This window comes from Ferrigenium straubiae (assembly GCF_051257895.1).
GTDB lineage: Bacteria > Pseudomonadota > Gammaproteobacteria > Burkholderiales > Gallionellaceae > Gallionella > Gallionella straubiae.
The window spans coordinates 1,480,955-1,504,300 of sequence record NZ_CP194331.1; the positions used below are offsets into that span (position 1 = coordinate 1,480,955).

The 23,346-nt window shown below is 61.8% G+C and carries 26 protein-coding genes and 1 tRNA gene; 14 read left to right on the forward strand and 13 right to left on the reverse strand.

Going from position 1 to position 23,346, the window contains the following annotated elements; all coding sequences use genetic code 11:
- Positions 1 to 51 precede the first annotated feature (51 nt).
- Positions 52 to 906, forward strand: a complete 855-nt coding sequence (locus tag ACRRNM_RS07075) for a hypothetical protein (protein WP_435627530.1) — start codon at positions 52 to 54, stop codon at positions 904 to 906.
- Between the two features lie 264 nt (positions 907 to 1,170).
- Here the strand turns inward: ACRRNM_RS07075 and xerD are convergent, their stop codons facing one another.
- The 7 genes from xerD to ACRRNM_RS07110 all read right to left on the reverse strand — a co-directional run bounded on the left by xerD (position 1,171) and on the right by ACRRNM_RS07110 (position 5,558).
- Entirely contained in the window at positions 1,171 to 2,067 is an 897-nt protein-coding gene (xerD, locus tag ACRRNM_RS07080; RefSeq protein WP_435627531.1) for a site-specific tyrosine recombinase XerD, read from the reverse strand.
- Positions 2,068 to 2,149: 82 nt separating this feature from the next.
- Positions 2,150 to 2,632, reverse strand: coding sequence for a methylated-DNA--[protein]-cysteine S-methyltransferase (locus ACRRNM_RS07085; RefSeq protein WP_435627532.1), 483 nt, complete (start codon positions 2,630 to 2,632; stop codon positions 2,150 to 2,152).
- A 93-nt stretch (positions 2,633 to 2,725) separates the two neighbouring features.
- On the reverse strand, positions 2,726 to 3,091 hold the full coding sequence (gene rplS / locus ACRRNM_RS07090; RefSeq protein WP_435627533.1) for a 50S ribosomal protein L19: 366 nt from the start codon (positions 3,089 to 3,091) through the stop codon (positions 2,726 to 2,728).
- 4 nt (positions 3,092 to 3,095) lie between these two features.
- Complete coding sequence (gene trmD, locus ACRRNM_RS07095; protein WP_435627534.1) at positions 3,096 to 3,866, reverse strand: tRNA (guanosine(37)-N1)-methyltransferase TrmD; 771 nt, start codon at positions 3,864 to 3,866, stop codon at positions 3,096 to 3,098.
- Positions 3,863 to 4,396, reverse strand: a complete 534-nt coding sequence (rimM, locus tag ACRRNM_RS07100) for a ribosome maturation factor RimM (RefSeq protein WP_435627535.1) — start codon at positions 4,394 to 4,396, stop codon at positions 3,863 to 3,865. The genes trmD and rimM overlap by 4 nt, the downstream gene beginning before the upstream one ends.
- Positions 4,397 to 4,403: 7 nt before the next feature.
- Positions 4,404 to 4,655 (reverse strand): 30S ribosomal protein S16, encoded by a 252-nt coding sequence (gene rpsP / locus ACRRNM_RS07105; protein WP_435627536.1) that lies wholly within the window; start codon positions 4,653 to 4,655, stop codon positions 4,404 to 4,406.
- 90 nt (positions 4,656 to 4,745) lie between these two features.
- Positions 4,746 to 5,558 (reverse strand): cytochrome C assembly family protein, encoded by an 813-nt coding sequence (locus ACRRNM_RS07110; protein ID WP_435627537.1) that lies wholly within the window; start codon positions 5,556 to 5,558, stop codon positions 4,746 to 4,748.
- 58 nt (positions 5,559 to 5,616) lie between these two features.
- Here ACRRNM_RS07110 and ffh point away from each other — a divergent pair, with 58 nt between their 5' ends.
- From ffh to trpD, 11 genes are all read left to right on the forward strand, one after another.
- Entirely contained in the window at positions 5,617 to 6,972 is a 1,356-nt protein-coding gene (ffh, locus tag ACRRNM_RS07115) for a signal recognition particle protein (protein WP_435627538.1), read from the forward strand.
- Between the two features lie 15 nt (positions 6,973 to 6,987).
- On the forward strand, positions 6,988 to 7,713 hold the full coding sequence (locus ACRRNM_RS07120; RefSeq protein ID WP_435627539.1) for an HAD-IA family hydrolase: 726 nt from the start codon (positions 6,988 to 6,990) through the stop codon (positions 7,711 to 7,713).
- 14 nt (positions 7,714 to 7,727) lie between these two features.
- Positions 7,728 to 7,803: transfer RNA gene (locus ACRRNM_RS07125), tRNA-Ala, on the forward strand.
- Between the two features lie 83 nt (positions 7,804 to 7,886).
- Complete coding sequence (rpe, locus tag ACRRNM_RS07130; protein WP_435627540.1) at positions 7,887 to 8,567, forward strand: ribulose-phosphate 3-epimerase; 681 nt, start codon at positions 7,887 to 7,889, stop codon at positions 8,565 to 8,567.
- 5 nt (positions 8,568 to 8,572) lie between these two features.
- The gene (locus ACRRNM_RS07135) at positions 8,573 to 8,932 is read left to right on the forward strand and encodes a hypothetical protein (RefSeq protein WP_435627541.1); all 360 of its coding nucleotides are present in this window, start codon (positions 8,573 to 8,575) and stop codon (positions 8,930 to 8,932) included.
- 10 nt (positions 8,933 to 8,942) lie between these two features.
- Positions 8,943 to 9,647, forward strand: coding sequence for a phosphoglycolate phosphatase (locus ACRRNM_RS07140; protein WP_435627542.1), 705 nt, complete (start codon positions 8,943 to 8,945; stop codon positions 9,645 to 9,647).
- Positions 9,648 to 9,762: 115 nt separating this feature from the next.
- Positions 9,763 to 11,250, forward strand: a complete 1,488-nt coding sequence (trpE, locus tag ACRRNM_RS07145; protein ID WP_435627543.1) for an anthranilate synthase component I — start codon at positions 9,763 to 9,765, stop codon at positions 11,248 to 11,250.
- Positions 11,251 to 11,261: 11 nt separating this feature from the next.
- Positions 11,262 to 11,825, forward strand: a complete 564-nt coding sequence (locus ACRRNM_RS07150; protein WP_435627544.1) for a hypothetical protein — start codon at positions 11,262 to 11,264, stop codon at positions 11,823 to 11,825.
- Positions 11,826 to 11,932: 107 nt separating this feature from the next.
- Complete coding sequence (locus ACRRNM_RS07155) at positions 11,933 to 13,549, forward strand: NAD(P)/FAD-dependent oxidoreductase (RefSeq protein ID WP_435627545.1); 1,617 nt, start codon at positions 11,933 to 11,935, stop codon at positions 13,547 to 13,549.
- A gap of 12 nt (positions 13,550 to 13,561) precedes the next feature.
- On the forward strand, positions 13,562 to 14,131 hold the full coding sequence (locus ACRRNM_RS07160; protein ID WP_435627546.1) for an anthranilate synthase component II: 570 nt from the start codon (positions 13,562 to 13,564) through the stop codon (positions 14,129 to 14,131).
- Between the two features lie 2 nt (positions 14,132 to 14,133).
- The gene (trpD, locus tag ACRRNM_RS07165; protein ID WP_435628651.1) at positions 14,134 to 15,162 is read left to right on the forward strand and encodes an anthranilate phosphoribosyltransferase; all 1,029 of its coding nucleotides are present in this window, start codon (positions 14,134 to 14,136) and stop codon (positions 15,160 to 15,162) included.
- 9 nt (positions 15,163 to 15,171) lie between these two features.
- On the opposite strand, the gene ACRRNM_RS07170 is transcribed toward trpD, so the two are convergent.
- Complete coding sequence (locus tag ACRRNM_RS07170) at positions 15,172 to 15,816, reverse strand: glycine cleavage system protein R (RefSeq protein WP_435627547.1); 645 nt, start codon at positions 15,814 to 15,816, stop codon at positions 15,172 to 15,174.
- A 106-nt stretch (positions 15,817 to 15,922) separates the two neighbouring features.
- Between ACRRNM_RS07170 and fliD the strand changes: the two genes are divergently transcribed.
- On the forward strand, positions 15,923 to 16,801 hold the full coding sequence (fliD, locus tag ACRRNM_RS07175) for a flagellar filament capping protein FliD (RefSeq protein WP_435627548.1): 879 nt from the start codon (positions 15,923 to 15,925) through the stop codon (positions 16,799 to 16,801).
- Here fliD and ACRRNM_RS07180 read toward each other — a convergent pair.
- Positions 16,792 to 17,688, reverse strand: a complete 897-nt coding sequence (locus ACRRNM_RS07180) for an SDR family oxidoreductase (RefSeq protein ID WP_435627549.1) — start codon at positions 17,686 to 17,688, stop codon at positions 16,792 to 16,794. The genes fliD and ACRRNM_RS07180 overlap by 10 nt on opposite strands.
- A 197-nt stretch (positions 17,689 to 17,885) precedes the next feature.
- On the opposite strand from ACRRNM_RS07180, the gene ACRRNM_RS07185 reads away from it, so the two are divergent.
- A complete protein-coding gene (locus ACRRNM_RS07185; protein ID WP_435627550.1) occupies positions 17,886 to 18,932 on the forward strand; it encodes a CDP-6-deoxy-delta-3,4-glucoseen reductase in 1,047 nt (348 codons plus the stop codon).
- Positions 18,933 to 19,234: 302 nt separating this feature from the next.
- Here ACRRNM_RS07185 and ACRRNM_RS07190 read toward each other — a convergent pair whose 3' ends face one another.
- From ACRRNM_RS07190 to hemC, 4 genes are read right to left on the reverse strand one after another with little or no spacing between them, the layout of a single operon-like run.
- Positions 19,235 to 20,413, reverse strand: coding sequence for a heme biosynthesis HemY N-terminal domain-containing protein (locus ACRRNM_RS07190; protein WP_435627551.1), 1,179 nt, complete (start codon positions 20,411 to 20,413; stop codon positions 19,235 to 19,237).
- Positions 20,410 to 21,513 carry a uroporphyrinogen-III C-methyltransferase gene (locus ACRRNM_RS07195; RefSeq protein ID WP_435627552.1) on the reverse strand — a complete coding sequence of 368 codons (1,104 nt, stop codon included), beginning with the start codon at positions 21,511 to 21,513 and terminating at the stop codon, positions 20,410 to 20,412. The genes ACRRNM_RS07190 and ACRRNM_RS07195 overlap by 4 nt, the downstream gene beginning before the upstream one ends.
- Positions 21,510 to 22,313 (reverse strand): uroporphyrinogen-III synthase, encoded by an 804-nt coding sequence (locus ACRRNM_RS07200; protein ID WP_435627553.1) that lies wholly within the window; start codon positions 22,311 to 22,313, stop codon positions 21,510 to 21,512. Before ACRRNM_RS07200 ends, ACRRNM_RS07195 begins: the two co-directional genes overlap by 4 nt.
- Entirely contained in the window at positions 22,306 to 23,250 is a 945-nt protein-coding gene (hemC, locus tag ACRRNM_RS07205; RefSeq protein WP_435627554.1) for a hydroxymethylbilane synthase, read from the reverse strand. Before hemC ends, ACRRNM_RS07200 begins: the two co-directional genes overlap by 8 nt.
- Positions 23,251 to 23,346: the final 96 nt, after the last annotated feature.

The following is a 23,346-nucleotide window of genomic DNA, read 5'->3' on the forward strand; positions in this document are numbered from 1 at the left end:
GCGCCAGCCCCTTCGTTTTTGGTTGGCTGTGTGGCGAAACGGGAGTGTAAGATGTTGACTCCCTATACCCTTTTGAGCTTTAAGGATATGTTCGATCTTCCCATTGGCACTTTGCTGTTTACCTATACACGCATAGCGAATCTGGCGCAAGCAGTAGCCTCTCTGCCACCGGATCGCCACCTCGTTCTTCCGGCTCGTGACTACGCAGATTTTTCCAAAGTTGCAGAGGATTTTCTTGCGGCCAGTAGGGCCATTGGGCTTAAGGTTACTGAAGTGTCTGCAAGCCGTCTTCCGGGCGAGCTTAAGCATGCCGAAGAACAAGGCGGAAACTTCCACTTTCGCGGTGCAAATCTGGTTCATTTAACTGGTTGCCTGAATGAAATCGTGATCTGCATGCAGAATGAATCGGCGCTCAAGGTGGCATTGATGCTTCCACCCGATAAGGAGGAATATTTTGAACCCAAGGCCCCTTTGTTTGGGGATGAAGTTCATGCAAAATTCAACAATGTCATTTATGAAATCAGTGAGGCCGCTAAATGTCTGGCACTCGGAAGGTCAACCGCTTCAGTTTTTCATCTAATGCGAATCCTTGAAATAGCATTGAGGGCAATTCACAGTTGTCTCGGTATTGAAGTGGCCCTAACAGGCAATGAGCGAAACTGGGGAAATATTCTCGCTCGTATCAGAGAAGAAACCGCGAAACGCGGGAATGGTTGGGCAGAGAAAACTTATTTCAAAGAGATTTACGCACGGCTAGATGCGGTTAAGGATGCCTGGAGGAATAACACCATGCATGTTGAAAGCATTTATACCGAGCAGGAAGCAAAAATCTTATTCGATAACACTCGCGCTCTTATGCAGAAGATAGCTTCGCGAATGGATGAGCATGGGCTTCCGCTGGCTTAGCGGCTCGCTACGGAAGATTTTGCGCCAGTAATGATAATTACCACGAGCTTTTACCACATTGGATTGCAGGCATTTTTATCTCGGAATCTACACACCTTTGCGGAACGGCTAGCCTTCTTTTTGGTTACTTTTTCTTGGCGACGCAAGAAAAAGTGACTAGCTGCCGGGCTACCCCCGGCGGTTTTGGTTTTGACTTGGGTGGAAACTCCGTGCTTCTACCCTCTCCCCAACCCTCTCCCTACAAGGGAGAGGGGGCACAACACACTACCCCCTCGGATGATGCATCGCATGCAACTGCTTCAACCTCTCCCGCGCCACATGCGTATAAATCTGCGTTGTCGAAATATCAGCATGCCCCAACAGCATCTGCACCACGCGCAAGTCCGCACCGTGGTTCAGCAGATGCGTGGCAAAGGCATGGCGCAGGGTGTGCGGCGAGAGCGGCTTATTCAGCCCGCAGGTCTTCGCGTGCTTCTTGATGAGGTACCAGAACATCTGGCGCGTCATGCCCTCGCCGCGCGCGGTGACGAACAGCGCGTCGCTGACCTGTTTGCCGAGCAGCACACCGCGCCCATCCGCCAGATAGCGGCGCAGCCAGTCCAGCGCTTCCTCCCCGAGGGGCACGAGGCGCTCCTTGCTGCCCTTGCCCATCACGCGCACCACGCCCATGTCCATGCTCACCTGCGCAGCGCGCAGGGTCACGAGTTCCGAGACGCGCAGGCCGGTGGCGTAGAGTACTTCGAGCATGGTGCGGTCGCGCAGGCCGAGCGGCGTCTGCACGTCGGGCGCGTCGAGCAGTTGTTCGACATCCTGCTCGGTGAGGCTCTTGGGCAGGTTGCGCGGCAGCTTGGGGGTATCGATCTGCAGGGTGGGGTCGGCGGAAATCCTGTTTTGCCGCAACAGGTAGCGGAACAGCCGCTTGAGGCTGGAGATCGCGCGGCCGGTGCTGCTCGGCTTGGCCTTCTGCGCGGCGACCAGATGCGCGAGGAAGCCCTGGATGTCGGCGTGGGTGGTTTGCAGGATGGACAGGCCGCGCTGCTGCTCCAGCCACGCGGCAAACTTGGTCAGGTCGCGCCGGTAGCTGTCCAGCGTGTTGCGCGACAGGCCGTCTTCCAGCCAGAGGTTGTCGCAGAATTCATCGAGGAGGTCGGTGTTGGTCATAGACCAGCCGTTCGCCCTGAGGTATCGAAGGGTGAACGCATATCCCCACCGTCGTGGTTCGATACCTCACCACGAACGGGATTCATAACGCGCCCTCATGCGCCAGCAGCCAGCGCTTGATGTCCAGCGGGCCGCCGCTCGCGTGATGGGCAAAGCCGCCCAGCCCACCCTTGCCCACCACGCGGTGACAGGGAACGATGACGGGGATGGGGTTTGCGCCGCAGGCCTGGCCGACGGCCTGCGCGCAGGATTTGAGTTCGGCGGCGATTTCGCCGTAGCTGCGCGTCTGTCCGCGCGGGATGGCCAGCATGGCCTGCCATACTTTTTTCTGGTGCGCGGTGCCGTGCAGGTCGAGCGGCACGGAGAATTTGGCGTCGGGATTTTCCAGGTAGCGCAGCAACTGCTCGCACACGGTTTTGGCGAACGCGCTGGTGGCGCGCTGCGGCTTTTCGCCTGCAGGCAGGAAGTCGATGCCGGTCAGCGCCGCTGCGGTGCAGCGGATGCCGAGCACGCCGAACGGTACTTTAAGCTTGGCCTGGTAGTTCATGCCGCGATGATAGCGCACAAACAATATCGTGCGCACAGCGCACGCTACATGGCTTCTACAATAAAAAACGGGAGCCAGGCTCCCGTTTTGTCACGCAGAAAAACCGTTCGCTTATTCGGCGCGCGCTGCCAGTTTTTCCTTGATGCGTGCCGACTTGCCGGAGCGGTCGCGCAGGTAGTACAGCTTGGCGCGGCGTACCGCACCCTTGCGCTTCACTTCGATGCTGGCGATGGTGGGTGCGTAGGTCTGGAAAGTGCGCTCCACGCCTTCACCGGCGGAAATCTTGCGCACGATGAACGAGGAATTCAGGCCGCGGTTGCGCTTGGCGACCACGACGCCTTCGAAAGCCTGAACGCGCTTGCGCTCGCCTTCGACCACGTTCACGTTCACGATGACGGTATCGCCGGGGGCGAATTCCGGGATGGTCTTGCCCAGACGGGCGATTTCTTCTTTTTCCAGCGTTTCGATCAAGTTCATTTTGCTACTCCTTGGTTATCGGATCTTGTTCCTTCTGGAACTGAGCCAGAAGCCGAGACTCCTCTTTTGTCAAATCACGCCCGGCCAACAGATCCGGCCTGCGCAACCACGTCCTGCCCAACGACTGCTGAAGCCGCCAACGCTGTATCTCGGCATGATTGCCGGACAGCAGCACCGGGGGCACGGCTTCACCATTAAACACTTCCGGGCGGGTGTAGTGCGGGCAATCCAGCAGGTCCTGCACGAAGGAATCCTGCTCCGCCGATTCGGCATCGCCCAATACACCGGGCAGTTGCCGCACCAGACTGTCCATCAACACCATCGCCGCCAACTCGCCACCGGACAACACGTAGTCGCCGATGGAAAGCTCTTCATCCACATACCGGCGGATCAGGCGTTCATCGATGCCCTCATAGCGTCCCGCCAGCAAAATCAAACCTTCTTCCGGCTGCGCCACCAGCTCCTTGACCACCGCATGGGTCAGCAACCTGCCCTGCGGCGACAGATACACCACGCGGCTCTTCTTTACGCCGCTGGCCGCCTGCCGCTGCCTGGCCGCGCTGATCGCGGCCGCGAGCGGCTCCGTCAGCATCACCATCCCGGGGCCGCCGCCGTAGGGGCGGTCGTCGATGGTGCGGTAGTTGTCGGTCGTGAAATCGCGCGGATTCCACGTCCTCAATTCATAGTTGCCCTGTTCTGCCGCGCGCCGCGTGATGCCGTATTGCGTCAGCGCATCGAACATTTGCGGAAACAAAGTGATGACATCGAAAATCATCTCAGGTATTCCGCCGACCAATCCACAAGGATGGTCCTGTTTTTCAAATCCACCTGCTTGATGGCCGAGGCCACAAACGGGATCAGGATTTCGCCGCCGTCGCCCTGCACGCTCAACACCTCGTTCGCGCCGGTCTCCAGCAGGTTCGCCACCGTCCCCAGGCGTTCGCCCGCCTCGTTGACCACCGCGAGCCCGATCAGGTCCGACCAGTAGTATTCGCCTTCATCCTGCGCCGGCAGGCTGCTGCGCGGCACGGCGATCAGCAGGCCCTTGAGCTTCTCGGCCGCATTGCGGTCCGGGCAATCCGGCAATTGCGCAACCAGCGTCTTGCCGTGCACCTCACACTGCCCTGCTTCCACCTCGCGCCACGGGCCTTGCTCATGGCCGATCCACCAGGTCCGGTAATCCAGCAGGCTGTCGATATACTCGGTGAACGTCTGGATCTTGATCCAGCCGCGGATGCCGTGTGCGGCCGCTATGCGCCCCATGATGACCATGGAGCCCGCTTCGTCAGGCTTGGGCAGCGACACTCTCGAATCAGGCTGCCGCAGCTCCGGCGCGCTTGACCAGCTTGGCAACGGCTTCGCTCAATTGCGCGCCCTTGCTTTGCCAGTGGCTCACGCGCTCCAGTTGCAGGCGCAGCGCTTCCGGGCCTTCTGACAGGAGCGGATTGTAGAAGCCGACGCGCTCGATAAAGCGGCCGTCGCGGCGGTTGCGCGAATCAGCAACGACGACGTTGTAAAACGGACGGTTCTTGGAGCCGCCACGGGAAAGACGAATAATGACCATATAAAACCTATTAAGTTATAAGCCCAGCAAAAGGGCGCGAATTCTACGACATCTGGGGTGCTTCTGGCAACCCGTAGAAAATCAACGGGTTTATCGGTGCAATAAGACTTCAAGGACGAACTTGGTGCCCAGGTAGGCCAGCAGCAGGAACACGAAACCGCTCACCGTCCAGCGCACCGCGGTGCGGCCGCGCCAGCCGTAGGAATAATGCCCCCAGAGCAGCACGGCGAACACGCCCCAAGACACGAAACCGAACAGCGCCTTGTGGTTGAACTGCCATGCCTTGCCGAAGATTTCCTCGGAGAACACCGCGCCGGATGCGAGCGTCAGCGTCAGCAGCACGAAGCCGATGGCGATCATGCGGAACAGCAGGGTTTCCATGGTCAGCAGCGGCGGCAGGCTTTGCAGCACGCGCGGCAGGGTCGCGTGGTGCAGGCGCTTTTCCACCTGCGAGATCAGCACCGCGTGCAGCATGGCGATGGTGAACAGGCTGTAGGCCAGCATCGCGGCGGCAATATGCGCCTTGAAGGCAAATAGTTGAGTGTTCTCCAGCTGGTGCGCCGACGGGAAGAGTTCCGGCAGCAGCACCGCCGCCGACGCCAAGGGTAAAACCAACGCCTGCAACCCGCCGATGGGGTAGAAGAAGCGCGACAGCCAGTACACCAGCAGCGTCAGCCAGAAGATCAGCGACAACGCGTTCAGCAGACTCAGGTTGAAGCCGCCGTTGGCAAACACATCCTGAATGAGCAGGTAACCGTGCAAGACCAGCGGGATCAGCACCAGATGCCCTATCGCCCCGCGGCTTAGCGCATCCCCCTCGCCGCGCGCCTGCGCCCGCCAGAAATAGGCGGCCAGCACGCCATAGGCGGCGGCAACGATCAGGGCAAGGAGAATGTTAGGCATTTTTGTCAGGATGTTTTAGACTTCGCGAATTCTACACCATACGCAATAACATACCCATATGCTGGACAATCTGACGCAACGCCTTTCCGGCGTCATCAAGACCCTGCGCGGTCAGGCGCGCCTCACCGAGAGCAACATCCAGGACGCCCTGCGCGAAGTGCGCATGGCGCTGCTCGAAGCCGATGTCGCGCTGCCGGTCGTCAAGGACTTCATCGCCCAGGTCAAGGAGGCCGCGCTCGGCCAGGAAGTCATCGGCAACCTGAATCCGGGGCAGGCTCTGATCGGCGTGGTGCACCGCGAGCTCACCAAGCTGATGGGCGAGCACAACGATGCGCTCAACCTCGCCACCACCCCGCCCGCCGTGATCCTGATGGCCGGCCTGCAGGGCGCCGGCAAGACCACCACCAGCGGCAAGCTCGCCAAGCTGCTGCGCGACCAGCAGAAGAAGAAGGTGCTGCTGGTCAGCTGCGACGTATACCGCCCCGCGGCGATCGAGCAACTGCGCACGCTGGCGCAGCAGCTGGAGATCGATTTCTTCGCCTCCGACATCGGCCAGAAGCCGAGGGACATCGCGCTGGCCGCGCATGACTACGCGAAAAAACACTACCACGACGTGCTGATCGTCGATACCGCCGGCCGCCTCGCCATCGACGAAGCGATGATGGAGGAGATCAAGCAGCTGCATGCCGCGCTCAAGCCGATCGAGACGCTGTTCGTGGTCGATGCGATGACCGGACAGGACGCGGTGAACACCGCCAAGGCGTTCGGCGACGCGCTGCCGCTGACCGGCGTGATCCTCACCAAGCTGGACGGCGACGCGCGCGGCGGCGCGGCGCTCTCGGTGCGCCACATCACCGGCAAGCCGATCAAGTTCGTCGGCGTGAGCGAGAAACCCGCCGGCCTCGAAGCCTTCCACCCCGAGCGCATGGCCTCGCGCGTGCTCGGCATGGGCGACGTGCTGTCGCTGATCGAGGAAGCGCAGCGCGGCGTCGATCACGCCGAAGCCGAGAAGCTCGCCAAGAAAGTCAAAAGCGGGCAAGGCTTCGACCTCAACGACTTCAAGATGCAGATCGTGCAGATGCGCAAGATGGGCGGCATGTCCGCGCTGATGGACAAGCTGCCCGCGCAACTCAGCCAGGCGGCGGCCGGCGCCAAGGTGGACGACAAGCAGATCAACCGCACCGAAGCCATCATCAACTCGATGACGCCGGCGGAGCGCAGCAAGCCGGAGCTCATCAAGGCCTCGCGCAAGCGGCGCATCGCCGCCGGTGCGGGCGTGCAGGTGATGCATGTCAACCAGCTGCTCAACCAGTTCGAGCAGACGCAGAAGATGATGAAGATGCTCGGCAAGGGCGGCGGCATGGCCAAGCTGATGCGCGGCATGGCGGGGAAATTCCCCGGCATGGGGCGCTAGACTTCACCCGGTATCGTGGCCATCAAAGCCATCATCTTCGACGTCGACGGCACGCTCGCCGACACCGAGGACGGACACCGCCAGTCGTTCAACAAGGCCTTCGCCGAATGCGGCTTCGACTGGCACTGGGATGCGGCGCTGTACGACAAACTGCTCGCAGTGACCGGCGGCAAGGAGCGCATCAAGTATTTCGTCTCGGATTTCCTGACCGGCTATGCCAGGCCAGAAGACTTCGAGGACGTCGTCAAGCGCCTGCATGCGGTGAAGACACAACACTACAACGCCATGCTGCGCGAAGGCCGCATCCCGCTGCGCCCCGGCATCCGGCAACTGATCTCGGATGCGCATGAAGCCGGCATCCTGCTGGCCATCGCGACCACAACCACGCCGGAGAACGTCGCCACGCTGCTCGAGGTCGGGCTCGGCAAGGACTGGCAGAAACACTTCGCGGCTCTCGGATGCGGCGACATCGTGCCGCACAAGAAACCCGCGCCGGACATCTATTTCTGGGTGCTGGAGAAACTCGGCCTGCCCGCCGCCGCATGCATCGCGCTGGAAGACTCCGAAAACGGCCTGTGTGCCAGCCTCGCGGCAGGCATCCGGACTTTCGTCGTCCGCAACCGCTACACGCGCAGCCAGGATTTTTCGGGTGCTGCGGCGGTGTTCGACGACCTGGATAATCTGGAAAATTTCTACCGGATAACCGGCTTGCTGCTTCCCAAACCGCGGATTTCTGTTTAGCATTCACTCGCCAAGGGGGTGTAGCTCAGTTGGGAGAGCGTCTGGTTCGCAATCAGAAGGCCAGCGGTTCGATTCCGCTCACCTCCACCATCTGTCATTCCATAAAGTATTCAGCTATATAAAGTATCGGATAGAATGCACGCTTTGCATTTCGTATTTGATTGAAGGATCGTATGTACCAAATCGCACCAAGCATTCTTTCCGCCAACTTCGCCAAGCTTGGCGAGGAAGTCGACAACGTCCTAACCTCCGGCGCGGACATCGTGCACTTCGACGTGATGGACAACCACTACGTCCCCAACCTGACCATCGGCCCGCTGGTGTGCGAAGCGCTGCGCAAGCATGGCGTGACCGCACCGATCGACGTGCACCTGATGATCAAGCCGGTGGATCGCATCATCCCCGATTTCGCCAAGGCGGGCGCGACCTACATCACTTTCCACCCGGAAGCCTCCGAGCATATCGACCGCACCATCGGCTTGATCCGCGAGAACGGCTGCAAGCCGGGGTTGGTGTTCAACCCGGCCACGCCGCTGGACGTGCTGGAATACACGCTGCCAAAGATCGACATGGTGCTGCTGATGTCGGTGAACCCCGGCTTCGGCGGGCAGAAGTTCATTCCCTACGTGCTGGACAAGGCGCGCAAGGTGCGCAAGATGATCGATGCAGGCGGCTACAACTGCCGCCTGGAAATCGACGGCGGTGTGGGCCCGGCCAACATCCGCGAAGTGGCCGCGGCCGGCGCGGACACCTTCGTTGCCGGCTCCGCCATTTTCGGCGCGCGCAAGGACAGCGACCCGCACCGTTACGACAGCGTGATCGCGGCGATGCGCGCCGAGCTCGCCAAGGTGTAGCCATCATGCGCGCCCGCCTGTTCCTGTTGCCGATAGCCGCCCTCGCGCTGGCTGGCTGCGAGCGGTTTACGGGCGCCAATCAGCAGAAGACTCTCGACGCCGAGGCGATCGGCTATGCCTGCCGCGTGTCGCTGAAAACGCCCGAAGACTGCATGAAGGAAAACGACACGCACAGCCCGACTTCCGTGTTGTACGGCTGGAAGGAAGCCGACAAGGACATCAAGGAAAAGGCCATCGACCCCACCATGGGCAGGCACGCGCCACAGGCCCCGCAAAGCACACCGCCTGCTGCAGAAAGCAAACCAGTCGCCGCGGCCGAAGGCAAGCCCGCTCAGGGCACCGCCGAAAAACCGGCTGGCCGCTAACGGTACGGCCATGCAGCAAGCCGCGCCCATCAGAAGATTCTCCACCCCCGTCAGCGTGCGCGCCATCGTCGCCGACCTCGACGGCACGTTGCTGGACTCCGCGCCGCAACTGGCCGAAGCGGCCAACCGCATGCTGCGTGAAATCGGCTACGCACCCGTGCCGCAGGAACTGCTTGCCAGCTACATCGGCAACGGCATGGCCTGGCTGGTGAAGCGTGCGCTGACCGGCAAGATGCACGCCACGCCCGATGCCGCGCTGTTCGACCATGCCATGCCGATCTTCGAGAAGCACTACGCCGGCCTGCTGCTGGACAGCAAGCCGTACGACGGCGTGATCGAGGGTCTGGAAGCCATGCGCGCTGCGGGTTTCCGCCTGGGCTGCATCACCAACAAGGCTTCGCGTTTCACCGGGCCGCTGCTGGAAGGCGTCGGACTGGCGAAATATTTCGAGATCGTCGTGTCCGGCGACACGCTGCCGGAGAAGAAGCCGCATCCGCTGCCTTTGCTGCATGTGGCGGAATTCTTCGGCGTGCCGGTCGAACAACTGCTGATGATCGGCGACTCGCTGAACGACACCCTCGCGGCGCGCGCCGCCGGTTGCCCGGTGTTCTGCGTGCCTTACGGTTATAATCACGGCGAGCCGGTAGAAACCCTGGACACGGATGCGGTGATCCCCAACCTGTCCGCAGCCCTGACGCTCATAAAACGCATTTGAACATGAAACATCAATACCTCCATTTTTCGAAGACTGCCTGCTGGCGATGGTGAGCGCTGCTTCACCGGATGCACCGCATCCACGCATCGTCTTCGAAACAATATAGGAGGTTTTCATGCTGCACCCCATCACCGAACAAGAATTCAACGCGCTTGCCGAGCAAGGCTACAACCGCATCCCGCTGGTCAGCGAGACCTTTGCCGACCTCGACACGCCGCTGTCGCTGTACCTCAAGCTCGCCAACAAGCCCTATTCCTACCTGCTGGAATCGGTGCAGGGCGGCGAGCGCTTCGGGCGCTACTCCTTCATCGGCCTGCCCGCCGACACGCGCATCACGGTGCGCGGCAAGCAGGTCACGCTGACGCACCAGAATAGCGAGACTAAGCACGAAGCCGAGAATCCGCTGGATTTCATCCGCGAATACCAGACGCGCTTCAAGGTCGCCGAACTGCCCGGCCTGCCGCGCTTCTGTGGCGGGCTCGCGGGCTATTTCGGCTACGACACGATCCGCTACATCGAGCCGCGCCTGGCCAAAACTCAAAAGCCGGACACACTCGGTACGCCCGACATCCTGCTGATGCTCACCGAGCAGCTCGCGGTAGTAGACAATCTTTCCGGCAAGCTCACCTTCATCGTCTATGCCAACCCGGAACAGGCCGATGCCTACGAACTTGCGAAACAACGCCTGCACGAGCTGACCACGCGGTTGCGCCAGCCGGTGGACATCCCGCACGCTCCTGCCATGCATGGCGGCGAGGCAAGGTCAGAATTCGGCGAGGCCGCGTTCAAGCAGGCGGTGGTCAAGGCCAAGCAATACATCTTCGACGGCGACATCATGCAGGTGGTGCTGGCGCAGCGCATGGCGCAGCCCTTCCCGGCCGCGCCACTATCGCTGTATCGCGCGCTGCGCAGCGTGAACCCTTCGCCGTACATGTTCTATTACGACATGGGCGACCACCACGTGGTCGGCGCATCGCCGGAAATATTGGTTCGATTGGAAGGCGATACCGCCACGGTGCGCCCGATCGCCGGGACGCGCCCGCGCGGCAAGACGCAGCAGCAGGATATTGAGCTCGCGGAAGAACTGCTGGCCGACCCGAAAGAGCTGGCCGAGCACCTGATGCTGATCGATCTCGGGCGCAACGACATCGGGCGCGTCGCGCAAAACGGCACGGTGAAGCTCACCGAGAAGATGATCATCGAACGTTATTCGCACGTGATGCACATCGTCTCCAACGTCGAGGCCGCGCTCAAGCCTGGCCTGAATGCGATGGACGTGCTCAAGGCTACCTTCCCCGCCGGTACGGTCAGCGGCGCAGCCAAGGTGCGCGCGATGGAGATCATCGACGAACTGGAACCGAGCAAGCGCGGTATCTACGCGGGCGCAGTCGGCTATCTCGGCTTCAACGGCGACATGGACCTGGCTATCGCGCTGCGCACCGCCGTGGTGAAGGACGGCATGCTCTACGTGCAGGCGGGGGCGGGCATCGTCGCCGACTCGGTGCCGGACAGCGAATGGACCGAGACGCAGAACAAGGCGCGCGCCGTGCTGCGCGCCGCGGAGATGGTGCTGGCGGGGCTTGATGCGGAAGTACCTCGCTAGAGGATCTTTTGATGTTTGGAATAAACAGCTTGGGGGCTCAATTTTCTAGTTGCCATTTTTTCCTGCTAGGAGTGAGCCTTGCTGCACTCCTTTTTCCCGATATTGCACTAGGTGACTATGGGGAGAAATTTCTATCTGTCCGGTGCAACCCTGAGGCGGGCGTATTCGAAGTAGAGCCTCGGATCATTTGGAACGGAACATTGGACGCTCTGCGTAGCGACATTGAACAGAGCAATGGCAATGTAAGACTTGGAGACACCCTGCTCATTCAATTTAGCTTGAATCCTCCTGCAATACAGCCAACAGGCAACTTGGAGGCAAAGTGCACTATATCCAGATCACATCTCAAAGCGATTGTCCACGGATGGGATTTTCCAAAGCTTGAGCTTTTTTCAGAAGATGAACAGATTGCGAATCTCACTATTGGATACGTCTGGCAGTTCAGTGGATACGTTTTTCGTGTCCGCTATACACCAACTGGAGGATGGGAGGAGTTTTGTGGTGGTGATAAAAAAATAAACTCATGGCGTACTCTCGATAGAAAGCGCCTTGATACAAACTGCCCTACACATTGATGCATGGCTCACCACTGAAGCCTCGTTAGCCTACGTAGAGTGCAATCATTCTGCGCCGAAAGAAACATCTAGTGCATTGTGTCTTATGGCATCTATAAAGATAGATTATGTTGCGACTGACTGAAATCAGGCTGCCGCTCGACCATCCCGAGGAGGCCATCGGAGATGCCATCCTCGGGCGGCTAGTCATTCCTGCGGAAGACCTGATCCGCTATACCGTATTCAAGCGCGGCGTGGACGCGCGCAAGAAGAGCCACATCCTGTTCACATACACGCTCGATGTGGAAGTTCGCGACGAAACGGAAATCCTCGCGCGTCTCGACAGCGACCCGCATGTCAAACCCGCGCCGGACACCAGCTACCATTTCGTCGCGCAGGCGCCGCAACATCTTGCCGAACGTCCCGTGGTGATCGGCATAGGCCCCGCCGGACTGTTCGCCGGACTGATCCTCGCGCAGATGGGCTTCCGCCCGCTGATCCTGGAGCGCGGCAAAGCCGTTCGCGAAAGAACGAAGGACACCTGGGGGCTGTGGCGGCAGGGCGTGCTCAACCCGGAATCCAACGTGCAGTTCGGCGAGGGCGGCGCGGGCACGTTCTCCGACGGCAAGCTGTACAGCCAGATCAAGGACCCCCGACACCTCGGCCGCAAGGTGATGGAGGAATTCGTCAAGGCAGGTGCGCCGGAAGAAATCCTCTACGTCAGCCATCCGCATATCGGCACCTTCCGCCTCGTGGGCATGGTTGAAAAAATGCGCGAGACCATCCAGTCGCTGGGCGGCGAGATCCACTTCCAGAGCCGCGTGGACGACATCGAGATCGACAACGGCAGAGTGTGCGGCGTGGTGCTCGGCAGCGGCGAGCGCATCGCCACGCATCACCTGATGCTCGCGATCGGCCACAGCGCGCGCGACACCTTCGAGATGCTGCACAAGCGCGGCGTGTACATCGAGGCCAAGCCGTTTTCGATCGGCTTTCGCATCGAGCATCCGCAGTCGCTGATCGACCGCGCGCGCTACGGCGACAACGCGGGCAACCCGCTGCTGGGCGCGGCGGACTACAAGCTGGTGCATCACGCGAAGAACGGGCGCTCGGTGTACAGCTTCTGCATGTGCCCCGGCGGCACGGTGGTTGCCGCGACCTCGGAAGCGGGGCGAGTGGTCACCAATGGCATGAGCCAGTATTCGCGCAACGAGCGCAACGCCAACAGCGGCATCGTGGTCGGTATCACGCCCGAGCAGGACTATCCCGGCGACCCGCTCGCGGGCATCGAATTCCAGCGCCGCTGGGAGTCGCGCGCCTTCGAGCTGGGCGGCGGAAACTACCAGGCACCCGGGCAACTGGTCGGCGACTTCCTCGCAGGCAGGCCTTCGCGCAACTTTGGCGCGGTGCAGCCGTCTTACACTCCCGGCGTGCATTTATGCGATTTGGGCAGCGCCCTGCCGGACTATGCAATCGCCGCGATCCGCGAAGCGCTGCCCGCCTTTGCGAAGCAGATCAAGGGATTCGACCTTGCGGACGCGGTGCTCACTGGCGTCGAGACGCGTACCTCATCGCCGATCCGCATCAAGCGCCGCGACGAAGATTTGCAGAGCATCAACACGCAAGGCCTGTACCCGACTGGAGAAGGCGCGGGCTACGCGGGCGGCATCCTGTCGGCGGCGGTGGACGGCATCCGGGTTGCCGAAGCGGTGGCTTTGAGTATGATGCGCACAAACGATGAATAGACTGGAACAGACATGCTTTTGATGATCGACAATTATGATTCCTTCACCTACAACCTGGTGCAGTATTTCGCCGAGCTCGTCGCGGACGTGGTGGTGCGCCGCAACGACGAAGTCACGGTCGAACAGATCAAGGAAATGAACCCGCAGCAGATCGTGGTGTCGCCCGGCCCATGCACGCCGAACGAGGCGGGCGTGTCGGTGGCGGCGATCAAGCAGTTTGCGGGCAAGATACCCATCCTCGGCGTGTGCCTCGGCCACCAGAGCATTGGCCAAGCGTTCGGCGGCAGGATCGTGCACGCCAGGCAACTGATGCACGGCAAGACCTCGGCGATCCACCACAAGAACACCAGCGTGTTCACCGGCCTGCCGAACCCGTTCACCGCAACGCGCTATCACTCGCTGGTGATCGAGCGCGCGACCCTGCCGGACTGTCTGGAAGTTACCGCGTGGACCGACGACGGCGAAATCATGGGCGTGCGCCACAAGACGCTCGCGGTGCACGGCGTGCAATTCCATCCCGAATCCATCCTGACCGAACACGGGCACGACATGCTGAAGAATTTCCTGGAGGGAAAGAAATGACCATGATGACGCCGCAACAAGCCCTCGCCCGCCTGATCGATCAGCGCGAAATCTTCTACGACGAGATGCTGTCGCTGATGCGCCAGATCATGGGTGGCGAAGTCACGCCGGCGCAGATCGCCGGCATCCTCGTCGGCCTGCGCGTCAAGAAGGAAACCATCGGGGAAATTTCCGCCGCCGCTTTCGTGATGCGCGAATTTTCCGCCAAGGTGCCAGTCGCCAACCGCGACCACCTGATGGACACCTGCGGCACCGGCGGCGATGCGGCGCACACCTTCAACATCTCCACCGCCAGCGCGCTGGTCGCGGCGGCGGCGGGGGCGCGTGTCGCCAAGCACGGCGGGCGTTCGGTGTCTTCGACCTGCGGCTCGGCGGACGTGCTGGAAAAGCTCGGCGTCAACCTCAACCTGACCCCGGAACAGGTCGGGCGCTGCATCGACGAGATCGGCATCGGCTTCATGTTCGCCCCAAACTTTCACGGCGCGATGAAGTACGCCGCGCCGGTTCGCCGCGAGCTCGGCGTGCGCACGATTTTCAATGTGCTCGGCCCACTGACCAATCCCGCCGGGGCAGACAATCAGGTGATGGGCGTGTTCCACCCCGACCTGGTCGGCATCCAAGCGCGCGTGCTGCAACGTCTCGGCAGCCGCCATGTGCTGGTGGTGCACGGCGCGGACGGCATGGACGAGATTTCCATCAGCGGCGACACTTACGTCGCCGAGCTGAAAGACGGTGAAGTCAGTGAGTACACCGTATGTCCAGATGATTTCGGCCTGACCAGCGCACCCATCGATACGCTGCGTGTCACCAATGCCGACGAAGCGTGCAAAAAATTACTGGGCGTATTGAACAACGAAACCGGCGCACCGCGCGACATCGTGCAACTGAACGCCGGTGCGGCGATTTACGTGGCTGGCCTGACCGCCACGCTCAAGGAAGGCATTGCGAAGGCATATAGTGTGATCGCCAGCGGCGCGGCGAAGGAAAGGCTGGAGCAGCTCATCGCGCTGAGCAACCGTTTCAAGGGCTGACCGCCGCCTTTACACCCGCACGGGCTCGAAGGTCGCGTCCAGGTTCAGGTCGTCGCAGTAATCGAGGAAATTCCCGCGCAAGGTGGAAATGTGGATGTCGGCATGGATGCCCACCGTCATGTGCACGGAAAACATGGCCGTACCGGTATGCGGCGCCGGGTAAGTGTCGGTCTGGAGCTCCTCGATGTTGATGCCGTTCCTGGAAAAGAATACCGCCAGGTTGCGCACGATGCCGGGATGATCCATGGCCACCACCTCCACGCTGTAGGGAACCACCGGCTGCTTCTGCTCGCGTTTCTGGGTGCGCTTGTGGATGATGGTGAGCCCCAGCTGATCGCCCAGCGCCCCCATTTGCGCATCGAGCTTGGAAAGCGCGTGCCACGGGCCGGAAAGCAGCATGATCAGGGCGAACTGCCCACCCAGCACGGCCATGCGGCTTTCTTCGATGTTGCATCCGCTCTCGGCGATCCGGCTCGAAAGCCGGTCGACGAGACCGACCTTGTCTTCTCCCGAAGCGGTGATCACCAGATAATCGTTTTGCGTGTCTATGGCCATGATGCTGAGATGCGAAATTGAACGGCTCCCAGTGTAATGCCCCGCGGGACAATGCGCCAGCATGCCTTCCTGCGGCATGCCGATCCCTGCCGGCCTCATGGCTATTCCGGACCAAACTACGCAATTGACCCGATTTCATTGGATGGCGGACGCGCTATCCTCGCATCACCCCCAGCAGCCGATCGGCAATGAACCGGAGGTCACCATGAACATCCCCAGCCTTTCCGACTACGCTCCCTACGTAAACCGGGTCACGAACTACCTGGATGCGCAGACGGCTTCCGCACAGCAGTCCATCGATGAACTGCACCGGAACTCGGCAAGTTACGAGGTCAGAATTTCGGATTACGGGATGATACAGAGCGACCTGGCCAATCTCGAATCGGCCGCGCAACAACTGAGCGGGCCTGATGCTGCCATCGTCGCCGCCATCGACCCGGGCCGGATTACCGGCACGGTGCAATCATTCATCGACTCATACAACAGGGTGCAGGCCGAACTGTCCAAGTATCGTGCCGGAGGCTTGCCGGATGACCGGACGCTGGCGGAGATCGGCAACCGGCTTTCGGCTGGCGCGAGCCCCGCACAGCCCGCATCGGATGTGTCGCTTGAACAAATCGGAATCACGCGCAACCAGGATGGAGCACTGACTTTCGATACCCTGGTGTTTCAGGACGCCTATTCCCGGAATCCGGCAGGCGTTGCCCGTCTCTTCACCGGCAATGGAAACGGCCTCGCCGACCAGGCTTCGGTACAGCTGCAGAACGCCCTCCAGCCGGGCGGAGGCATCTCGTCGAATATCGATCAGTTGCTGTCGAAAATCCGGAAAAACCAGCAGATGGAGAGCCATATTGAGGATAGCGCCCTACGCAACCTGCAGCAGTCCGCACACCAGCATGCGCAGCAACTGGCGATGATGGTCGTCGCGCACATCATGGGACAGTTCATGCAGGACGCATCGTCCCGATCGGAGAATCACCCAGGCACCACAACCGGTGCGTCAAGACTCAAAACGCTGATGAGCGATCTCGCCAGCCGCTACAACAACCCCTCCCCCGCGGCAAACCCCGGCGTTCAGGCCTGAGTGTTTTTTGAATTGCCGGGGCGGCGTTCGATTTCAGCCAGCATGTCCGCCACCGTCGGGTAACGCAGCTTCACCTTCAGCTCCCGCTTCATGCGCCGGTTGGTCAGCCGCCGCGATTCATTCATGAACGACAGCAGCGCATCCGGAAGCACCCGCTGCGCCTCGGCGCGGCTGATGCGCGGTAGGTGCGGCAAGCCGAACGCATCCGCTACGGCATCGAAATATTCCCCCGTCTTCATCGGGTTGTCGTCGCCGGCGTGATACACGCGGCATGTCTTGCCGTGGCGCAAGGCCGCCACGGCGATGCGCGCCAGGTCGTCGGCGTGGATGTGGTTGGTGTAGCCGTCCTCGCCGTCGGCGATACACGGCAAGCCCTGTCGCAGGCGATCCAGCGGCAAGCGGTCGGCGGCGTAGATGCCCGGCACGCGCAGGATGCCGGCCTGCACGCGATTGCGCCTTGCCCAGTCGCGAATTTGCCTTTCGGCATCGGCGCGGCGCTGCGCGCGCGCCGTTTGCGGGTTGCGCGGGTGCGTTTCGCTCACGATGGCGCCGCCGCAATCGCCATACACGCCGCTGGTGCTGATGTACACCAGCCGTTCCGGCAATCTCCCAAGCGACAGCGCGGCCAGCAGGCGGCGGGTGCGCATATCGCGTGTGCCGCTGTTCGCGGGAGGAGCGAAGTGCAGCACGGCATCGGCCAGTCCGGCGATGCGTTCAAGGCTGGCGCGATCGTCCAGATCGCCCGGGATCGGCAGCACGCCGAGCGCGCGCAGTTTTTCGCGGCGCACCGGATTGCGCACCAGGGCGAAGATCCGGTAGCGGCGCGCAAGCAAAGGAATGGCGCGCATCGCCACGTCTCCGCAACCGATAATCAACAGACGTTTCATGACATAATTATACCTAGCGGCATAAACCTACTGCGCGGGCTGACATCGGGGTCGCGCGGTGCTCGGCATCCTCATGTACTTCCATGTACACTCCGGCGCCTGCGCTCCGGGCTCCCCCAATGTCAGCCCGCTCGCTACGGTTTCTGCCGCTAGGTATATGCCTTGTAATTTATCTTTTTCGACCTGACAGTTTCACCATGACCTTTCAAACCACCATCCGGCCGAGCGGCTACCAGTTCCCCATCGAAGAAAACGAAACCATCCTTGCAGCCGCGCTGAGGCACGGCTACACCCTGCCGTACAGCTGCCGCGAAGGCGCGTGCGGCGTATGCAAGGGCAGGGTCATGGAGGGCGAGGTGGATCACGGCAACCACCTGCCCAGCGCGCTGACCGAGATGGACAAGGCGGCGGGCATGACCCTGTTCTGCTGCGCCAGGCCGAAATCGGATTTAACGATCGAATGCCACACCGCAGGCAAAGCCAGCGACATCCCGGTGCGTATCATGCCCTGCCGCGTGCACAAAATGACCCGGCTGGCGGAGGACGTGATGGCGCTGCAGCTCGAACTGCCGCCGGGCGAACAATTACAGTTTGCGGCCGGACAACACATCGCCCTCCTGCCGAAAGACCAGAAACCGCGCAATTTCACGCTGGCCAACGCGCCGCACGAGGGCGGCTTCCTCGAACTGCATATCCGCAGGATGGAGGGCGGCGCCTTCACACAGCATGTGTTCAACGGGATGAAGGAGCGCGACATCCTGCGCTTCAAGGGCCCGCTCGGCGAGTTGCGCTTGCGCGAAGACTCCGGCAGGCCGACCATCTTCGTCGCCGACGGCACCGGTTTCGCACCCATCAAGGCGATGATCGAACATGCACTGCACCTCGGCCTGCAACGCCCCATGCACCTCTACTGGGGAGGAAGCCGGCCGGCCGATCTGTACATGATGGAGAAAATCAGGCAATGGGAAGGCAGCGGCATCAAGTTCACCCCGGTGCTTTCCGCAGCCTTGCCGGAAGACAACTGGCAGGGCAGAACCGGCCCGGTGCATCAGGCCGTGCTGGATGATTTCAGCGACCTGTCCGGCCATGAAGTCTACGCCTGCGGCACGCCGGAAATGGTGAATGCCGCGCGCCAGGACTTCACCGCGCAGCGCGGCTTGCCGGAGGCGTCGTTCTTCGCGAGCGCGTTCGTCCCGGCGCCGGCATTCGTGAGCCCATTTCAGCAATACCAGAGTCCGTTCTAAATTTCTTCGTTGAACCACGAAGGGCACGAAGAAAAGCAGCGCCACACTTTGGCGCAGGCCCATCGTACTGCGCCGGAATGAGGCCTAATGGATTTGTAGGAGCCCGATTTATCGGGCGATCTCAAGAAGCATCGCGCAACAAGTTGCGCTCCTGCAGGGGTGTTTTCCCCTAATGGATTATCCGGATTAAAGATTCGTGAACTTCGTTAACCAGCCACTCAGCGACCGTTGTTTGGTCGCCGAGTGGAATGGCCAGGAGTTCCATCAGTTCTTCGTGGTGAAGTGTTTTTTGGTCAACCGGCTTATTTGCCGCCCACCTTCATTTCGGCCGCCTGCTGGTAATACCCGAGCGCCTCACCGGCCTTGCCCGACTGTTCCGCGAGCTGCCCCAGCGCATGGTAGGCCGCGTGGCTCGGGGACACGCTGATGCTGGCATCCAGGTAGTTTTGCGCCTTGCCCCACAGCTTCTGGTGCAGGCACAGCTTGCCGAGCGCGAGCAGCAGCCCGGCATCGTCCTTGTGCTGGTTGAGCCATTTCTCGGCCTGCCTGATCTGTGCAATCACGTCTCCGGACTGGCAGTCGCCGTACAGCGCGACCAGCTCGCTGTCCCACTGCGCATTCAGGCTGTCGGAGAGCAGCTGCTGCGCGAGCTGCCCGCCGCCGAGCCGGATTAGCGCGCGTGCGGCCGTCGCCGCGATCTTGCCGCGCCGCTTGAATTCGGCAGGGATGTTTGCCAGATAGTCTGTCAGCCCTATCAAGTCGTCCTGCTGGCGGATCTTTTCCAGCCAGGCCTGCTGGCGCAGTTGCGCTGCCACCGTCACATCGATGGCTTCGTGCTTCTCCAGCTTCTCGATCAGGTTCAGCACTTCATCCCAGTTGCCCGCCTGCTGCTGCGCCTTGAGTTCCAGCGACAGCGCACCGGGATGCATCTTGGCGCCGCTGTCGCGCAACTCCTGCAGCGCGTGCAGCGCACCGCGCGAGTCGCGCTGATCGAGCATAAACTTGGCCGTTGCCATCAGGCGCAGGGTGGAATCGCCGGCCGTCTTGCCCTCGGCGGCGGACAGATAGGCGTCGCGTTTTTCGTATTCGCGCAATTCATGCGCGGAGCGCGCCGCGATGATGGGGTGCAGCGCGGACGTGTCGCCCAGCTCCATCGCGCGTGCCGAGGCCTTCTCCGCCGCGGCATAATGCCCTTCGAAGAACGCGTTGAGCGCCTCGCCCAGCAGTTCGCGCGCCTTGCCCTGGGCGCGCTCCATGCGGAATCTCCGCACATATGCCGGCAGCCGCACGACCGCGAACATCAGGCGCAGCAGCCCGTAGCCGGACACGAACGCGAGCATGAGCAGGACGATGAACAGCGTGAGCGACAGTTCGATGCGGTAGGGCGGGTACACCAGCAGCACATAGGCCGGGTTGTGCGACGCCGTCACCAGCGCGACCGCGGCGGCGAACAGCAACAGGATCCAGAGCAGATATTTCATTGCGCCGTTTTTTTGGCAGGGATGCGGTCTGCCGCGTGCTCGTGCGTCAGGCGGTAATTGCGCACTGCCTGCAGGCTCGGGCTGACGTCCGGCAAGTCGATGCTGACGGGAGAAGCGGAGATCTTCTTCAGTGCGGCCAGCACCCGCACGACCTCGTTCGATTTGCCGTCGAAATAGCGTGTGATCCATTGTTGCGCGGTTTTCATTTCCTGCCGGAAGCCGTCCTCGTCGCGCGACAGCAGGGCAAGGCGTGCCGAGAGCAGGCGCAGCTTGAGGTTTTCGCGCAGGAAAAATTCCTGGTTGGGCGGCAGCAGCGGAATCTCGGCCTTGCCGGTATCCTCGATACGCACCAGTTGCCTGGCGTCCTGCCAGATTTCGCGCAGCAGCCTCTGCCAGGTTGTTTCGTTCTTCGGCGCGGCGGCCTGTGCGGCCTCCTCCTTCTTCGCCACGCGCTGCTGATAGACCAGCGGCAATTCGTCCACGTCGGCGATCAGGCTGTCGAGCTGGAGGTTGATGCCGGTGATATCCACGCCGGGCAGGGCGCGCAGCTTGTCCATATCCTGGCCGATGGCCTTGCGCAGCCCGTTGAACGCCGGCCGGTCCATGCGCTGCAGGCGCGAGTCGGCGCTCTGCATCGCGATCAGCGCCGCCTTGACGTTGGCCGACAGCTGCAGCTGCTGCCCGGCGATCAGCAGCATCTGCTCGACCTCCGCCAGCGCGGTTTCATCGCGGCTGACCGACAGGTCGTTGTACAGAGCCTCCAGCGCAGCGCGCTGGTTCTGCGCCTCGGCATAGCGCGTCTCGAGCGCCGCTACCTTGACGGACAGCTCGCGCACCTCGCCCTGGCTTTGCGTCAGCAGCACCTGGTTGGCCTTGCCGGCGCCGTCCATCTCGGCGATTTTCTTCGCCAACTGCTGCTGCATGTCGCCGATCGCGCGATGCCCGTCGAACCATTGCCACAGGAAAATCACCACCAGCACCGCCAGCGTCATCTGCGTGAGATTCATCCTGGAAACAGCCGTCACGAAGGCATTGTGGCGCGGCTGCTCCTCGCTCCCGGCGCGTATGGTATTTTCGGTAGATTGCTGCTGCTCGTTCATGTCGGTTTCCCCGGAAGGCTGGCGCCGGAACACTGTCCTGCATTTTTCTGTCCTGCCCATGCTATCAAAGCCGACATCAATCCGTCATCCCCCGACCCGCTCGGCAACACCCACCGCCAGCCCTGCCGCTGCGCCAGTTCGGCGATGCGCGGATGCGGCACGAACAGCGGCAGGTCGCAGGCGCGACCCCGCGCCTCGCCCAGCATCTGCCAGAGGTATTCCAGCGCCTCGCTGCTCGTCACCGTGATCGCATCGGGCGCGGCATCCAGCAGCACGGCAATGTCCTGCTGCGGCCTGCTGCGCCGGTAGCAGGCCGCGTATTCCACTGCTGCGCCGCACGCCTTGAGCGTCTCGCCCAGCAGCTTGCGCCCACCGTCGCCACGGAAGATCAGCACGCGCCGTCCGGCGACATTTTGCAACTCCGGCAGAGCCAGCAAGCCCTCGCTATCGAAGTTTTCAAGGGGCACGATGACCTCGGCGACGCCGAGTTCGCGCAAGGCCTTCGCGCTGCCCTGCCCGACGGCGGCGATTTTCAGGTTGGATGGCAAACCGTCCGCAGCAAGGATCGCTGCCATGCCGTAACGCACGGCGTTCGGGCTGATGAAGATGGCGAGATCGAATTGCGCGAGGCGTGAAATCTGTTCGTGCAATGCCGCCGGGTCGGCGGCGGGCGCGATGTCGAGCAGCGGGAACAGCAACGGGATACCGCCCGCCTCCTGGATGCGCCGCACCAGCTGGGCGGCCTGCTCACGCGGCCGCGTGACGGCGATCTTCAGCCCGGCAAGCGGCAAATCACCCATTCAGGGCGGCAAGAATTTCGCCCGCGCCCTGAGCCAGCAAGGCATCGGCGACCCGCTTGCCCAGCGCCTCGGGGTCGGCTATCTCGCCGGTCAGGTCGGCGTGCACCATGCGTTTGCCGTCCGGGCTCGCGACGAAGCCGCGCATGCGCAGCTTGCCGTTCTGCACTTCGGCAAAACCACCCAGCGGCACCTGGCAGCTGCCCGCGAGCACGCGGCTCATGGCGCGCTCCGCGAGCACACAGGCGGCAGTATCGGGGTGGTGCAGCGGCTGCAGTGCGGTGATCACATCGGCGCGATCGGCGCGGCACTCGATACCCAATGCGCCCTGCCCGACAGCCGGCAGGCTGTCTTCGCTGGAAATGACGTTGCGGATGCGCTCGCCCAGCCCCAGGCGTTTCAGCCCGGCGGCGGCGAGGATGATCGCGGCATACTTGCCTTCGTCCAGCTTGCGCAGGCGGGTCTGCACGTTGCCGCGCAGCGGTTCGACGATCAGGTGCGGGAAGCGCGCGCGCAACTGGCTCTCGCGGCGCAGGCTGGAGGTGCCCACCACGCTGCCCGGCGGCAAATCTGCCAGGTTTTCATACTGGTTCGAGACAAACGCGTCGTGCGGGTCTTCGCGCTCGCCGATGGCGGCCAGCACAAAGTCTTCCGGCATATTCATCGGCACGTCCTTCAGCGAATGCACGGCGAGGTCGGCGCGCCCGTCTTCCAGCGCGGTCTCCAGCTCTTTCACGAACAGTCCCTTGCCGCCGATTTTCGACAACGTCACGTCGAGGATCTGGTCGCCCTGCGTGGTCATGCCGAGGATGCTGACCTCGGTTTGCGGATATAATGCGCGCAGCCTGTCCCGGATATGTTCGGCCTGCCACATGGCCAGCGCGCTTTCGCGCGAGGCGATCACCAGACGGGAGGGTGCAGTTGAGGATGCTTGACTCATCGGATTTCCTGAATTTCATTGATCGTACGCGTTGCATTCTAACATGAGGAGCGTCGCGCTTTTTCGTATGAATGAAATGCCGCCTGCTAGCGCCAT